The sequence below is a fragment of the Vibrio mexicanus genome (genome assembly GCF_001012815.1).
In the GTDB taxonomy this organism is placed as follows: domain Bacteria; phylum Pseudomonadota; class Gammaproteobacteria; order Enterobacterales; family Vibrionaceae; genus Vibrio; species Vibrio mexicanus.
Map to the genome: position 1 here is coordinate 45,867 of NZ_JYJP01000001.1, position 15,428 is coordinate 61,294.

The window sequence follows — 15,428 nt, forward strand, 5'->3', positions numbered from 1 at the left end:
AAAGAGAGAAAGTCATGACCGTTATTCGTTGGATACTCGGAAAAATCATTTTACTGCTGAATGCAGTATTTTCACCGCGTGGAATCAAACGCACCCAAGAGCAACAAGCATCAGTGGATACTAAAGCTCAGTCTCTTGCCCTTTATCAGTTCGAAGCATGCCCTTTCTGCGTAAAGGTTCGCCGAGCAATGAAACGCCAATCGGTACAGATTGAGCTTAAAGATGCCAAGAGTAACCCACAGCATAGGCAAGAGCTAGAGCAAGGTGGCGGTCGAGTAAAAGTCCCTTGCCTACGAATAGAACGCAATGGTGAAATCGAGTGGATGTATGAGTCTTCTGATATTGTGAACTACTTGGAAAAAGAGTTCGCCTAAAACGCCAAAAATTAGAATGTAAAAAGGGAGCGAGTGCTCCCTTTTCTATTTCAATGGTGATACGACTAACTAAAGAATCACTTGAGTTTGAGCGGCATAGCGCTCAATAACATCAAAGCCTTCACCTTCAGTCGCCGCTGGCTGCCACATACCACGTTCCATACCTTTCACCACTAAATGGATGACGGCGGCATCAATCGCAGACATTACGGCAATATTGACGGGTTCATTGTTCGAATACCCCATTTCGATTTCGAGTAGATCTTTGTAATCAACAAAGCGAAACGCACCAGCACTGATTTGGTGAGAGAAAATCGTTTTACTTGTGGTGATACTCAATAAAATCTGTCCTGTTCGTACATTCACCGCACGCAGGTTAACCGTGACTTGATCAGCCCGATACTCACCCGACGAACCAACCCCCAAGTAACGTGCACCTAAGCCGCCCGTTCGAATATTCGAATCGTAAGCAATAATGCCGCCCTCAATCACAACGTTTGCTGAGCTAAGTGAAGAAAGGTCATCACCATGATTCGACGCACCTTCACCTTTCTTCTGTGCAGCGCGAATAATCTTACGCTCTGTAAGTAGATTCTGAAGACCTTCTCGCTCAAGTGGAATAAACCATCTTGAATCAAGCAGTGATGTGGTTAGCAAGGCTGTACCACCCTGAGGGACCGCGGTAGAGAAGTTACTGTTCGGTTGTGCTTTATACTGACCTGTTTGGTCACGAAAGTCATACACCGATACCAAAATCTTTCCTTTTGGCTCCGGTAATCTAACCAAATCTTGATAAGTTGCACCACGTGGCATCAAAGTGGGAGCTGAATCCGCTTCAGGGATCCCCATTGAGTTTGAGCATCCGGTCATGACCAAAACTAGGATGCAGGAAATTATGAGCTTCATGTTCATTCCTTTCTACCCTATTGGTCTGGTTGCAAGCCAGCAACTTGGATTTCTGTCGATTCACCGGAGATCTTGTCTACAATCTGAACCGTCAAGTTGCCATCGTTATCCACCACATTAAGGAAGAAGTCATCCGTTTCCAAATGGCCTGTATTTCCATTGCCGATGTCAGACAACAGCTGGCTAATCAGACGAGACTCCAAGCTGTTTGTTAGCCTGTCTAAAGCCGATTCACTTTCGAAGTCCAACTCATCTTCTGGCGGTTTATAATCATTGATAGCATTCGCCACACCAAACAGGTGAGAGCTATTAAGCGCGTTGCCTCCAAAGCTAGGATTTACGGGTTTATAAACGAGCTCAGAAGCCAAACTTGACTGCGAAACCACTATCCCTGCCACTAAGAAAAGACCTGCTTTCCATTTCATACCAATCCCTCTAAAACTCATCTCGTTCCAAGTCAAATGTATCCATAAAAGCTCTTTCCGCTTCCCAACGTACTAAATAGGAATTCATTACCCCCAAGGCCTCTTTCGCTTTATCTTGAGCTTGCCTTCTGCCGGGAGATAACGCTGTTCGATACAGCACTCGTTGTCGGTGAGAAACAGCGATAATGCTGCCTGACAACGCCGTTGGACGCTCTTTTACCGTAAAGTTCTCTTGCAATGATTCATGCTGTTCATTCATCAACTGAGAAAAAAAGAAGTAAAAATCTTCGCCTAAACGAGTCACTGTCCTATCGATAATCAGTCCCCCGACTTCTTCTTCAAGGAGACTGTCATCTGCGTTACTGGATAGAGCAAGTGAAGGTAAAAAGACCAATATCAAAAGCAAAACTCTCATGACTTTCTACCTCGATTTGCAAGTCCAGCTGAAACTAGCTAGGAGAATACGTTTCTTAAAGCCAAGTTTATTTCCACAAATAAACTCAACTCGAATATGCAGGTTGGAATACTACGCTCTAGACCATCTCAAAACTGAGACGGCATTTTCTATTTAGCCATCGACAATCATATTAATAGAAAAATAATTAATAATAACTAGACCTATTTTAGGTTCCATAGTTCTTAAGTTTATATGTAACAAAAATCCTCAACCATTAATCTATTTTTTTAACATGCATTTTACAGGGTAAGTTTATTGTCTATTTATCTCAGTAAAACATAATAAGTCCCAAGTCATCGGCAATGAGTTTAATAGTCATGGAAAGGGAAATATTAAAACTGATAAAGCAATTAGGGGCTGCAACACTCATATGTGTTGCACCTACTGCCTTCGCTTCTGTCAATTACTCTATCGACTCCCCTTCACAGCTTGGGAGCTTTTTTGACGGTTCTCTTGTATACGATGAACTCGAGAGCCTCAACACATCTGCCAACAACCACGCCGAAGTCGAACTCAACAACACCAATAACTCTAGCGTTAAGGTTATTCAATATAGTTACGGTTTTGGCACTAACAAAGCCAAGGTCATTCAAGATCAATCTTCAAACAGTGCAGCTTCTGTTGTTCAGTATGGCTATGACAATTTGGCATTGGTTAAACAAACCAACGGAACAGAAAATATCGCCGAGCTTACCCAGATTGGTCATGACAATACAGGTTATATCGAGCAAAACGGAAGTTATAACGAAGCTAATTTAATTCAATGCAACCACATTATATGTAGCGGAAGTTACGGTGGTAGTGAAATTAGTATTATTCAAAACAATGACGGAAATTATGCCCGGGTGGTGGATACAACTAATGCCAGCTACGGCATAGAACAAAGTGGGGGCGATAATATAACCCTCATTAATCATATGAATCGCAGTATTTACGTTAAACAGTGAACGTTTACGTAAAGGATATTAATAAAATAACGGATAAAACAAGGATCTATTCATGAAAAAGTTAGCAATATTAATCGCTGGTCTTATTGGGTCAACATCTGTGCTTGCAAATGTCCCAGAATTACAATTAACTCGAGACAGTGGTTATTCTGATAACCAAGCTGATATTGACCTTCAATCAGCTGATCACAATGACGTTCGAATCGTCCAAAATAGTGATGGTGGGTATTCAACTCGTGGAAACACGGTTCAAGTTGTTGTAAACACAGCAGATCGAAACACCGTGGATGTTGAACAACAAACTACATTCAACGAAGCTCGTGTGCGTCTTTATAACGGCGACAAAAACGTCGTAACCGTTGACCAAAACTTCCGAGAGGATGTGGACATTTTAGTCAATGGCGGTAATGGCAACACAATTACTTCAGATCAGCAGTCTTACTGGAATGACACATTAATCCAGGTTGTCGAGTCAGGTGGTGATGATTCAGATGGAAACACACTGTCTGTAACACAGACTGCTCGTGATAATGAAGCGAAGCTTGTTCTTAGAGCATCTGATAAAAATGAAATCACGGTTAATCAAAACTACGAAAACGTGACAGACATTTCCCTTACTTCGTCTAACAAAAACGTGATCACTTTGGATCAGGCATACGAAAACCTAGCAACTGTATCCCTATCTAGCTCTGATCGTAACGAAATCGACGTTGATCAAAACGGCAGCGAGTCTGGCGTCGAAATTCGCCTAGTGAGCTCAAGCGGCAACCGTGGCGAAAATACACTAACAGATTCAAGCGGCATCCAAGTCGTGCAATCAAGCTACGATTACGCAAATATTTCGCTTAATGATTCAAATTACAATGCTGTTTACGTAGAGCAAAACTAATATCAAATCTATCTAATATTTCTCTCTCAAAAGGTGAAGCTAGTCTTCACCTTTTTCTTTTCTACTATCTCTTAACTTTGTAAGCCAACCTATGATTCCAACTCCCTCAGTAGCCTAAAAGCAGAGTAGCCTTCGATAATTACCTAATCGACAACTGACCATTGTTCACAGGCACAAAAAAGCCCCTCTAGGGAGGGGCAAAAGTTTCCATCGCTTATAGTTATTATTTGCCTTGTGAATTCGATTAACCGAAGTCGCCGTTTACATAACCTTTAGTGCGGTCATCTTTCGGCTCAGAGAAGATGATTTGCGTATCGTTGTGCTCAACCAACTCACCCATTAGGAAGAAAGCCGTTCGGTCTGAAATACGACGTGCCTGCTGCATAGAGTGCGTTACGATAACAATGGTGTAGTCTTTCTTCAGCTCTTCCATCAACTCTTCAATTTTGTGCGTTGCAATTGGGTCAAGTGCCGACGTTGGCTCATCCATCAAAATGACATCTGGTTCCATTGCGATAGTACGAGCAATACATAGACGCTGCTGCTGACCACCAGAAAGACCAAATGCATGAGATTTCAGACGATCCTTTACTTCGTCCCAAAGCGCCGCGCCACGAAGTGAGCGTTCAACCACTTCATCAATATGCTTTTTATCTTTAATGCCTTGCGCACGAAGACCGTAAGCCACGTTCTCGTAGATGCTCATTGGGAATGGGTTAGGCTTCTGGAATACCATTCCCACTTTGATACGAAGATCTGCCACGTCGATGTTGCCGTAGATGTCTACTCCATCCATGTCTAGCGTACCTGTGATAGTGACACCTTCAATCAAATCATTCATGCGGTTTAGGCAACGAAGTAGCGTGGATTTGCCACAACCTGAAGGGCCGATCAGCGCCGTTACTTGACGAACGGGAATAGGAAGATTGATCGATTTAAGTGCTTGGTTGTCACCGTAGAAAAGGTCTAGATTCTCAATATTAAACTTGTTCATTTGCTTATCTCTCGTAATTCTTAAATTCAGTTTGTGTAATTGTTCGGTTCAGATAACGTTTAGTAAGTAGCGGTATTAAAACGCTTGGCAATCAGCTTAGTGAGCATGTTGATCAGCAGCACAACCACGATAAGCACTGTTGCTGTACCGTAAGCCTGATTCCATTCATCAACGCTGAATAGCTCAGTAGTTAACTTAAATAGGTGAACTGTTAATGTACGACCTGAATCTAATAGAGAGTCAGGAATACGAGCCACCATACCTGCGGTGAGGAAGACCGGAGCCGATTCACCAATTACACGACCAATACTTAGAATGACCGAGGTTAAGATACCTGGCATTGCACTAGGCAAGATTAGACGCCAGATAGTGTAAATCTTTGACGAGCCAAGGCCATATGAGCCTTCACGGTACGTCTGTGGTACTGCCATTAACGCTTCTTCCGTGGTACGGATAATGACTGGCAGAATTAGGATACTCAGTGTTAAAGCACCCGACAAAATGGAGAATCCTAGTCCTAGGATGACAACGAAGAATGTCATACCAAACAGACCAAAGATAATCGAAGGAATACCCGCTAGAGATTCGGTACAGAAACGGATGACTTTAACCAGTTTACTGCCGACCTTGGCGTACTCAGTCAAGTAAATCGCAGTCATAATTCCAAGTGGCGCTGCCACAGCAATGGATGCAATCACCATGTAAATGGTTGAGATGATCATTGGGAAAATACCTTGTGAGTCACCCGTGCGCGAGTAGTCACCAGTAACGAACGCCCAATCTACATGTTGTAAGCCATTAGACAAAATGTACCAGATAATCCAGAACAGAAAGCCCACTGTCACTGCAGCGGCAAACCATACGAACGCATTGAGAATCTTGTCTTTACGCTCGCGAGATTGTTTTAATTTAACTCTATCCATCATTGTTACTCCGAGCGCTTAGTGAGCTTTTTCGCGATTTAGGTACAGAAGTGCAGCGTTCAGTATCATGATGAATACCAAAAGAACAACACCTGTTGCGTATAGTGCATTTGCATGAACGCCACTTGCATACGACATTTCAATCGCGATGTTTGCGGTCAGTGTACGAGCTGAATCAAGAATGCCTTCAGGCATAGCAGGGGCATTACCCATTACCATGATAATCGCCATCGTTTCACCTAAAGCACGACCGATACCCAAAATAACGCCAGTCATGATGCCCGAACGTGCAGCCGGTACTAGTAGAGTAAAAATGGTGAAGATATTCGATGCACCTAGTGCAAGTGAGCCCTCTTTATAGGTGCGAGGCACTGCTCGGATTGAGGTTTCCGATACGGTAATCACTGTCGGCAGAATCATCACACCAAGAACAATAATACCTGCCAGAATGGTGTTACCTGCTGGAACTTGGAACACGTCTTGAATCAGTGGCACGATAATTACAAGGCCGAAAAAGCCATAAACCACCGAAGGGATACCCGCTAATAGCTCAACTGCTGGGCGAATTATATCTGCCACACGCTTTGGTGCGATTTCGGCAATAAAGATGGCAGTAAGTACACCAATGGGTACGCCGACAACAACCGCACCTAAGGTAGAAACCATTGAAGCTACAATCATTGTTGCAACGCCGTAGAGCGCTGGTGGCAACCAATGTGTGCCGAGAACAATACCTGTTACGCCCGCTTCTTGGAATGCAGGAATACTTTCCATAACAATGAAGTAAGCAATAACAGCCAATGAAACGATGCCGATAATGGCACTGGTTAAGAATAAGCCATGGAAAATACGTTCACGCCAATCAATACGTTTTTTTGAGCGCAGCGAGGCAGTTGGCTTAGCCTTAGTTAAATTTTTACTATCTGTCGCGATGGTCATAATAAATCTCTCAATTTCAAGCAAATGCTGAAATAGAAGCAAAAGGCTCAGCCCAAAAGCAGGCTGAGCAAATAATCGTAATTTAGTGGGTCACAGATTAGTTAACTGTGATGTAACCTTTTTTAGCTGCTAGGCCTTGAGCTTCGTCTTGAACCATCCAGTCTAGGAACTGTTGAGTTTCAGCTGACGGAGCGCCATCTTTGTAAAGTACTAGGAATGGACGTGCAACTTTGTAGCTACCGTTCTTAACGTTGTCTACCGTTGCAGCAGCGCCGTCGATCGCTAGAGGTTGAACTGTTTCGTCAACAGTACCTAGAGAAATAAAGCCGATAGCGTATGGGTTGCTTGCGACAGATACTTTCAGTGCACCGTTCCCGTTAGCTACTTGAGCTCGTTGAGAGATTGCAGAAACTTTCTTACCTGCAACTTTCATCTTAAGTTTTAGGATATCTTCGAATGCGCCTCGAGTACCTGATGCCGTGTCACGTGTGATTGCAACGATTGGCTTATCTGCACCACCCACTTCTTTCCAGTTTGTGATTTCACCCTTGTAGATTGCTGTTACTTGATCAGCTGTTAACGCGTTAACTTCGTTCTTTGGGTTAACAACAACAGCAATACCATCACGAGCGATAACAAGTTCTTTTAGGCTCGCTTCTTTCTCTTCATTTTTTAGGTTACGAGAAGAGATGCCTAGGTCTGCACTACCATTTTTCGCTGCTCGGATACCCGCAGAAGAACCAGGTGCTTGGATTTCGATAAATACTGGTTCACCTTTATTCATGTAAGTTTCTGCAAAAACTTCAACCAGCGGAGAAGCACTGTTTGAGCCCACTACAGAGATAGTTTCTTTAGCAGAAACTGAAGTCACTGCCATTGCGCTTAAAAGTGCGATTGCACCGATTACTGTCTTTTTCATCACAATTTCCTTTGTTGGCTGAATTGCCGTTATGTTTTACTTGAACGGTGCTCACTTTAGGATGCGAATATGACAGTTGTGTTTCACTAACTTGAAGGCTACATGACAGTTAAGATCTAGCCAGACCAGGTGCACAAAATTGATACAGATTTGTAAGGGAATATTTTCAATCACAAAATATAGCCTGCTAATTGTCTATTTTACAGTCAGTTAAGGTGCATATTGCTCTGTCGCAAAAATGAAACTCTTACTCCACATTGCAATTGATTTATTTCACTATAGAATTAGAATCAACCCCTCATAAGTAATAATGATAATTATTACGAAGTATTAATAGAGGGTTTACAATGCGCACTTTTCTCAGCAACTTGTCAATTAAGATTCAAGTTGTTGTCCCTGTTCTGCTCACCTTGGTACTACTTGTATCAGGCGTGACTTACAGTACCAATAATCTCAAATCCGTTTTTTCACAGGTTTCCCAGTCCACTGAAGACTTAGTGACTCATAAAGATCACCTAACGCAAATCATCGACAATACTTATGGCATGCGAATCAGCGCTATCTACAGCCTGTTTAAAGCCGAAGAGATTCGAGTTCTGCCTACGGTGCTAAATGAACGTCTTCGCGATAACCACACTTTGTTAGATTCCCTTAACAGCGTTGACGGCTTACAAAATGAAGTGCGCCAGATGCGCGATGCGATGACTCACTACGTCAACTACTCCAACAACACCATGCTGCCGCTACTCAAAAAGAAGCACAGTGGAATGGCACTAGATGCATCGTTTGACCAAGAGTATCTAATGGCCTCAGATAGCTACCGCGATGCGGGTAAGCAGATGGTCAAAGCAATCTCAGAGCTTTCAGACAAACTCAACAAGCTAGCAATAAGAAAAGTGCAAGCTAACGAACAAGAGCATGCTAGTGAATTAACGCAAACTCTAATGGGTCTTATCGGCGTTTTGACTCTTGCAGCTCTGGTGAGTTGGGTGCTAGCTGGCTGGATAGTTGCGCCAATTAAACGTCTTCAAGCAGTCATGAAAGAGGTTGCCTCTGGGAATTTAACTGTTGAAGCTGAAGTCAATGGCAACAACGAGGTGACGGCCTTAGCGAAAGATGTGAATAGTACCGTGGTTCAACTGCGTGAAACGGTCGACTCACTGGTCAGAATCAGTGTCGATGTCGCGTCTGCTTCGACTGAGCTTGCTGCTGTAATGACACAAGCAACGGTCAACTCCGATGAGGAGAAAAAGCAAGTTGAGCATGTGGCCTCTGCGGTTAATCAGCTTGATGGCGCTGCTGCAGAAGTTACCGATAATGCAGCCGCAGCAGATAACGCTTCTAAGAGTGCGAGCCTGCTTTCGCGTAAAAGTGTCGAGATGTTCGAGCAATCAAACCGAGCAAACGCAAACATGGCAGATCAGCTCACCGAAGCCGCTGATGTAGTTAGCGGGCTAAAACAGCAATCTGAGCAAATTGGTAAAGTGATTGAAGTCATCGAAAGCATTTCCGAGCAAACCAACCTGTTAGCGCTCAATGCGGCCATTGAAGCGGCTCGTGCAGGTGAAAGCGGCCGTGGCTTTGCCGTGGTTGCTGATGAAGTCAGAATGCTCGCGGCGCGCACACAAGAGTCAACCAAAGAGATCCAGTCAATCATTGAAGAGTTACAGAGCCAATCTGGCCGTGCCAACGACAGCATGACTTCTAGCCTTGAAATGCTGCAAAACAACCAAGCGCTTGCGGGTGAAGTAAGCAGCTCACTGGTTGAAATTGGTCAGTCGATTGAGCAACTATCTGGCATCAATACTCAGGTTGCAACGGCCTCTGAAGAGCAAAGCCAAGTCACCAAAGATATCAACAACAACTTGGGCAATATCTATGAGTTGGTGAGCCAAAACGTAACAGGCATTACCCAATCAGCTGCGGCAAGTCAGGAGCTTTCTCAATTAGCAGAGAGACAGAAATCTCAATTGAGCTACTTCAAGGTTTAGGGCTCTCCTGTAAGCACATCTAACGCAAAAGAGGGCAAACCATTGGTTTGCCCTCTTTATTATTGTTCAGATACTTACTGCTCTAATTATTATAGTGCTGGTACAGACTAGTCTTCTGCTTTCGGTGGCGTTTTCTTCTTCGGAATAAACACGCTATCACCCACTGCAACATTCTGATGGAAGCTCTTATCGCGTTTAACAGGCTTCTTCGCCACCTTCTTACGCTGTGCAGGCTTACCTTTGGTCGCTTGTTTCCCTTTACGGAAATCCGGCTTCTTCGGCTTAATTCCTTTGAATTTACCCTTTAGACCTTCCAGTTCAGAGAAGTTTAGATCTTGCTGAAGATATAACTCAACGCGCTTGAAGCTGTCCCAATCTTTAGGGCCAACTAAAGAGATTGCGTCCCCTTTATTTCCCGCACGACCAGTACGACCAACACGGTGGACATACTCCTCCGTGTGTTTAGGCATGTCGAAGTTAATCACGTGGGTCACGTTTGGAATGTCCAAACCACGTGATGCTACATCGGTAGTGACTAGAATCTTGAACACATTGCGCTCAAACTGACTCATGATGGTGTTACGTTGAGTCTGATTTAAGCTACCACTCAGGGCAATCGCTTTAAGTTTACGTTCGTTCAACTTTTCAGTCAGGCGATCGGTATCGACGCGAGTCGCAGTGAAAATGATCACCTGATTGTATTCAGCCTCATCGAGAACACGGTCTAAAATGGCTTCTTTATGATCCAGGTGATCACACAGGTAGAATTTTTGAGTGATGTCTTTATGTTCTTGGTTCGAAACACCGATAGAAATACGCTTTGGCGCATCCAGCATTTCCGCTGAAATATCGTTAACTTCCGCGTGATCTAATGTTGCTGAAAACATCAATGTTTGGCGGCGGCGATGTTTGGCTGCATTGTGGATACGGCGCAGTTCTGGTGCAAAGCCAAGATCTAGCATGCGGTCAGCTTCGTCTAGAACAAGCGTTTCTAAGCCATCTAGGTAGAGCGAACGGTGCTCTAGGTGGTCAGCCAAACGTCCTGGCGTTGCCACGATAAACTTAGGGTAACGGCGTAGCGCTTTCACTTGATCATTGAAGTTTTCACCACCAACGATCAAAGTCGCATCGTAAGATAAGCCGCCCAACATTGATCGCAGCTCACCGTACACTTGCTTTGCCAACTCACGTGTTGGTGCAAGAATAAGTCCACGCGGATCCTTTGCAGAAAATGATTTTGTTTTTAGAGACTTATGCAGCATTGGCAGTACAAACGCTAGTGTCTTACCAGAACCTGTCTTTGATGAAGCAAGTAGATCTTTTCCAGCAATCGAAACCGGAATGGCTTGCTGCTGAATTTTTGTCGCCTGTTTAAAATCAAAGTGCTTAAGGTTTTTTAATAAGCGGTTATCTAAGCCTAAATCTTTAAAGTGCAAAGGATTCTCCAATGGTATGAGTTTCAAATCGCCGCCTCATTTTTGCAGCGAAAAAGTTTTAACACGTAATGATACCGTGAAAACCGTCAAAATGGATAGAGATCACACTAAATTTAATCAATTTATGATGATTGCTCTAACCAATATTTGCTCCCAAGAATGAGACTTGCGTCAATTATTGCAGTAATTACCTAAAATCTTGGGTTTTTTTGACTTTTTATCGCTATGTGTTCTCTATGTTTATGACTACAATTTATGGCGTCACTATATGATAAAGAATGTATAGGACGATATTGATACGAACTTTAAAGCAAGGAATTAATCTATGAACAAAGTGTTAATCGCAGCTGCGGCGTCTTCTGTACTTCTACTAGCTGGTTGTGCAGCTCCAGACCAAGCAACAACAGACAAACTAGACGAGCTAAGCAACCAAGTAAGTCAACTTTCTCAAGAAGTGTCTTCACTAAAAGAAATGCACGCTGCTGATGCTATGAAAGCGAAAGAAGCGGCTATGGCTGCTCAAGAAGAAGCAGAGCGCGCTAACGAGCGTATCGACAACATTGCTCAGTCTTACACTAAATAGTAAGTCTGAAAAATGAAAAAGGGCCTGCATATGCAGGCCCTTTGAGTTTCTGGGAATCCTATTTATTGCTGTTTCCTACAGCCTTTCTGCCTTGCGTGGTGCAACTACTTCTACAGGCACTCCGTTTTGAGCCAATATTGCGGCTCTTGCTTTCACATCAGAAAAGTTCGACGCTTCAAGCCACCAGCTAAGTTCTAGTGGCACTTCCAAATCCTTCTTAGTGCCGTCGCTTCTGGTTAGTGGTTCATGAGCTTCTAGGAAAACACTTCTATCTGGCTCCAAACTCACTTTGATCGGCTCATCGACTATGGTAACGGGCGTGCCTCGCTCCACTTGAGCAAATAACCACTCAATATCTTTTGGCTCCATACGGATGCAACCAGCACTTACGCGTAGCCCTATTCCGAAGTCCTTATTGGTTCCGTGGATCAAATATTCACCCGAACCGTACGCTAATCGAAGCGCATACTCACCAAGAGGATTATCAGGGCCAGCAGGAACCACAGGCGGTAACTCTATGCCTTTGGCTAGGTACTCTTTTCTAATCGATTGAGGAGGCGTCCACGTTGGCTGCGGGCGCTTTTGGCTGATCTTAGTCGACATCTCTGGTGTGTCACGACCAATTCGACCAATTCCTACTGGGAAAATATGCACCAGCTCTGTGTTTGGTTCGAAGTAGTAAAGACGTAGCTCGGCTAAGTTAATCACAATGCTTCATATGGTGAGTCGGGCAAAATAAACTTAGTCGGAATAGTGAGTACGAATCCTTCCTCGGGCAAAAACGGGTCGACACCTTTGTTGGCGGCCATCAATGATAGAAAGCCCACATCGTATTGCTTGGCTATATTTGCCAACGTTTCCCCATGTTCCACCACATGATACTGAGTGCGGCCAACAATACGGCTTCCTTCAATAGGCAAATGGTAGGCTGCGGCCCATGCAGTACTCGATAAACAAGCGATTAACACTGCAGCCGCTCGTCCCCACTTCTTTGTAAACATCAACGCTTACCCTTCCCTTTATTATTCACTGTTAAGGTTAGCCTTGTTTAAGTGCTTGAATCAACATCTCATCAAAGATATGACCGACTATTCACACTCTAATAGACAGCAAGTTGCGCTAACAAATCGATTGCCTTAGCGCTTTCAACATATTTAGTTATCAAGGGCAATTATTCTGACTAAATGGCCATAGTTTGTGACCGACATCTCAAGAAACCCTATTTTATAACGCTAGTATTGCTGCAAATAGTCTTACGAATTTAAACAGAATTCGTTATATGCACAGATGCATAAACAACATTTGGAGTAACAACGATGGCAACCCCTCATATTAATGCACAACCAGGTGATTTCGCAGAAACGGTTCTTATGCCAGGCGACCCGCTACGCGCTAAGTACATTGCTGAAACATTCCTAGACGATGTAAAGCAAGTTTGTGACGTTCGCAATATGTTTGGTTTTACAGGTACTTATAAAGGCAAAAAAAGTATCGGTAATGGGCCACGGCATGGGTATTCCTTCATGTTGTATCTATGTTCACGAGCTAATTGCTGAGTACGGCGTTAAAAACGTAATCCGCGTAGGTAGCTGTGGCGCAGTACGTGACGACGTTAACCTAATGGACGTTGTTATCGGTATGGGTGCATCTACGGATTCTAAAGTGAACCGTATTCGTTTCAACAACCACGACTTCGCAGCAATCGCTGACTTCGGTCTTCTAGAAGAAGCCGTGAACCAAGCTCGCTCTCAGGAAGTACCAGTGAAAGTGGGTAACGTATTCTCTGCAGACCTTTTCTACACACCAGAAGCAGACATCTTCGAGAAGATGGAAAAACTCGGCATCCTAGGTGTCGATATGGAAGCGGCTGGCATTTACGGCGTAGCTGCCGATCTGGGCGCGAAAGCTCTAACTATCCTAACTGTTTCAGACCACATCATCCGTGGCGAGAAGCTGAGCTCAGAAGAGCGTCAGAAGTCGTTCAACGACATGATGCGCGTTGCTCTAGAGACAGCAATCAACATCTAATCTCCTTCAATAATAAATATCATTGAAAAGTAATATCGAAACGCTGCTTGTTTGCGCAGGCAGCGACTTAAATTCCCGAGGGGCGATTGTGTCTAACGGAGAACTGCCCAAGGAAGCAGACGGGTTACAACTCAACTTTTGTAAAACATTGGCGTGTGACAACTTTGGATTGAGTGATGCAAAACATTATGTCTTGCAACGCGCGAACCCTAAACGACCAGCGATGGTTTGCCGTGAATGTGGTGCTTTCCCCCCTTACTTAACAACCAAGACGTCCTCGATGAGCTGAGCCGTTTACGCCAGCAACATTGCGAAGGGCTGCCTGCCTGTAAAAATCAAGACTGCGAAAACGCTGGTCTTTCTGTCCATACTCACAAACATCTTTATCACGCATTCGGCTACAGTGGCGACAGACAACGCTACCGCTGCAAAAAATGTGAATCCACTTTTGTTGATAAATGGTCAGGCATAAACCACAAACTCGATTTTCAAGAGAGCTTACTCGGATTGCTGTTTATGAGCTATTCGGTGCGAGAAATCTGTCGCAAGCTTTCTATCAATCCAAAAACCTTCTATGACCACTTGGATCATATCGCGAGCCGTTGCCGTCGTAACTTAGCGATGATTGACGCTCGTTGGGTAAATCACGCTAGTGAGTACCAACTTGCCTCTAACTTTGCCAAGCTGCAGAAACACAGCGGAAATGGCGTTATTTGGATTGCGACCACAGAAGCGGAAACAGGTTATGTGCTCTGCCAGCACGTGAATTATTCTGCTGATGAAGAGCCTATTAGCGAGCTCGATCACGACCCATACCAATCTCCAGCTCGTTTTGTTTCCAGAGAGTACTCGTCCGAAACCAATACCGTTCCGTCTTCTCCTTCTGAGGACTTGAAAGAGCGCATTGACCAAAAATACCAAGCGATTTTGGCACGAGGTAACGTGGAAGACCCAATGGGTAACTTGAGCACTTTCCATTACCCCTCAAAAGGGGCTCTGGTTCGTCCACCGTACACTTCCTATGCGCACTTTTTGCACATTATGAGCATGCTCAACGATGAAAATAGAGTCGCATTATATCTCCCTCAAGATCCGCTTTTGCGATCTGCGGCATTAAGTGTCTGCTTATCGCGTATTCAGCGACAAAAAATTGACCTCATGTACGTGGAAAAAGATCCACAATGGGACAGTTTCCGTAGTTTTGAAAAAATCGACATCGTACATATGGGTTGGTGGCGCGACCGTTGGGCCATCGCGAAGCAGGGCAAGAGCTCGAAAGGGATTTGTTACCTAGCAGGAGATAATCCTAAGCCAAATCAATGGTTAATGAAGGCAAGCATCGACAAAACTCAGTTTTATCAAGATAGGTTTCAACTGCTGTTTTCCGAGTTCATCAATGAACCGAGACGCAAGCTTCGACCGGGTGGGTTGCTTCCAATGCTCGATATTTTTCGGGCATGGCACAATCTGTGCTACCAAGATAAAGACGGTAAAACAGCGGCGCAAAACTTAGGCTTAACGCAGAAACCTTTGACACTACGAGAACTGCTTTCATAATTAACGATAGTGTGAAGTCCCCCTGCAAATAGTTTAAGTTTTGGTACTTTATCTAGAATG

13 protein-coding genes and 3 pseudogenes are annotated in these 15,428 nt (G+C 44.1%); 7 read left to right on the top strand and 9 right to left on the bottom strand.

The window, feature by feature from the left end; translation table 11 throughout:
- Positions 1–14: 14 nt before the first annotated feature.
- Positions 15–374 carry a glutaredoxin family protein gene (locus UA76_RS00220; RefSeq protein ID WP_047042021.1) on the top strand — a complete coding sequence of 120 codons (360 nt, stop codon included), beginning with the start codon at positions 15–17 and terminating at the stop codon, positions 372–374.
- A gap of 69 nt (positions 375–443) precedes the next feature.
- Here UA76_RS00220 and UA76_RS00225 read toward each other — a convergent pair whose 3' ends face one another.
- Genes UA76_RS00225 through UA76_RS00235 form a run of 3 tightly spaced genes read right to left on the bottom strand, consistent with a single transcriptional unit; the run spans position 444 to position 2,120 of the window.
- Entirely contained in the window at positions 444–1,280 is an 837-nt protein-coding gene (locus UA76_RS00225; RefSeq protein WP_047042023.1) for a CsgG/HfaB family protein, read from the bottom strand.
- 17 nt (positions 1,281–1,297) lie between these two features.
- Positions 1,298–1,705 (bottom strand): curli assembly protein CsgF, encoded by a 408-nt coding sequence (locus UA76_RS00230; protein ID WP_047042157.1) that lies wholly within the window; start codon positions 1,703–1,705, stop codon positions 1,298–1,300.
- A 10-nt stretch (positions 1,706–1,715) separates the two neighbouring features.
- On the bottom strand, positions 1,716–2,120 hold the full coding sequence (locus UA76_RS00235; protein WP_047042025.1) for a curli production assembly/transport protein CsgE: 405 nt from the start codon (positions 2,118–2,120) through the stop codon (positions 1,716–1,718).
- A gap of 359 nt (positions 2,121–2,479) precedes the next feature.
- Between UA76_RS00235 and UA76_RS00240 the strand changes: the two genes are divergently transcribed.
- On the top strand, positions 2,480–3,109 hold the full coding sequence (locus UA76_RS00240) for a hypothetical protein (RefSeq protein WP_047042027.1): 630 nt from the start codon (positions 2,480–2,482) through the stop codon (positions 3,107–3,109).
- A 52-nt stretch (positions 3,110–3,161) separates the two neighbouring features.
- Positions 3,162–3,998 (top strand): hypothetical protein, encoded by an 837-nt coding sequence (locus UA76_RS00245; RefSeq protein ID WP_047042028.1) that lies wholly within the window; start codon positions 3,162–3,164, stop codon positions 3,996–3,998.
- A gap of 244 nt (positions 3,999–4,242) precedes the next feature.
- Here the strand turns inward: UA76_RS00245 and pstB are convergent, their stop codons facing one another.
- From pstB to UA76_RS00265, 4 genes are all read right to left on the bottom strand, one after another.
- Entirely contained in the window at positions 4,243–4,992 is a 750-nt protein-coding gene (gene pstB / locus UA76_RS00250; RefSeq protein WP_047042030.1) for a phosphate ABC transporter ATP-binding protein PstB, read from the bottom strand.
- A 59-nt stretch (positions 4,993–5,051) separates the two neighbouring features.
- Positions 5,052–5,915, bottom strand: a complete 864-nt coding sequence (pstA, locus tag UA76_RS00255; protein WP_047042158.1) for a phosphate ABC transporter permease PstA — start codon at positions 5,913–5,915, stop codon at positions 5,052–5,054.
- An 18-nt stretch (positions 5,916–5,933) separates the two neighbouring features.
- Entirely contained in the window at positions 5,934–6,854 is a 921-nt protein-coding gene (pstC, locus tag UA76_RS00260) for a phosphate ABC transporter permease subunit PstC (protein ID WP_047042032.1), read from the bottom strand.
- Positions 6,855–6,951: 97 nt separating this feature from the next.
- Positions 6,952–7,773, bottom strand: coding sequence for a phosphate ABC transporter substrate-binding protein (locus tag UA76_RS00265; RefSeq protein WP_047042035.1), 822 nt, complete (start codon positions 7,771–7,773; stop codon positions 6,952–6,954).
- Positions 7,774–8,120: 347 nt separating this feature from the next.
- Here UA76_RS00265 and UA76_RS00270 point away from each other — a divergent pair, with 347 nt between their 5' ends.
- Complete coding sequence (locus UA76_RS00270) at positions 8,121–9,764, top strand: methyl-accepting chemotaxis protein (RefSeq protein WP_047042037.1); 1,644 nt, start codon at positions 8,121–8,123, stop codon at positions 9,762–9,764.
- A gap of 107 nt (positions 9,765–9,871) precedes the next feature.
- Here UA76_RS00270 and UA76_RS00275 read toward each other — a convergent pair whose 3' ends face one another.
- Positions 9,872–11,200, bottom strand: a complete 1,329-nt coding sequence (locus tag UA76_RS00275; protein ID WP_202906888.1) for a DEAD/DEAH box helicase — start codon at positions 11,198–11,200, stop codon at positions 9,872–9,874.
- 325 nt (positions 11,201–11,525) lie between these two features.
- On the opposite strand from UA76_RS00275, the gene UA76_RS00280 reads away from it, so the two are divergent.
- Positions 11,526–11,783, top strand: coding sequence for an Lpp/OprI family alanine-zipper lipoprotein (locus UA76_RS00280; protein ID WP_047042038.1), 258 nt, complete (start codon positions 11,526–11,528; stop codon positions 11,781–11,783).
- Between the two features lie 75 nt (positions 11,784–11,858).
- On the opposite strand, the pseudogene UA76_RS00285 reads toward UA76_RS00280, so the two are convergent.
- Positions 11,859–12,784: pseudogene (locus tag UA76_RS00285) on the bottom strand (L,D-transpeptidase family protein).
- 315 nt (positions 12,785–13,099) lie between these two features.
- Here UA76_RS00285 and deoD point away from each other — a divergent pair.
- Together deoD and UA76_RS00295 are read left to right on the top strand one after the other, a co-directional pair.
- A pseudogene (gene deoD / locus UA76_RS00290) lies at positions 13,100–13,811 on the top strand (purine-nucleoside phosphorylase).
- Between the two features lie 88 nt (positions 13,812–13,899).
- Positions 13,900–15,368 (top strand): annotated as a pseudogene (locus UA76_RS00295) (transposase).
- Positions 15,369–15,428: the final 60 nt, after the last annotated feature.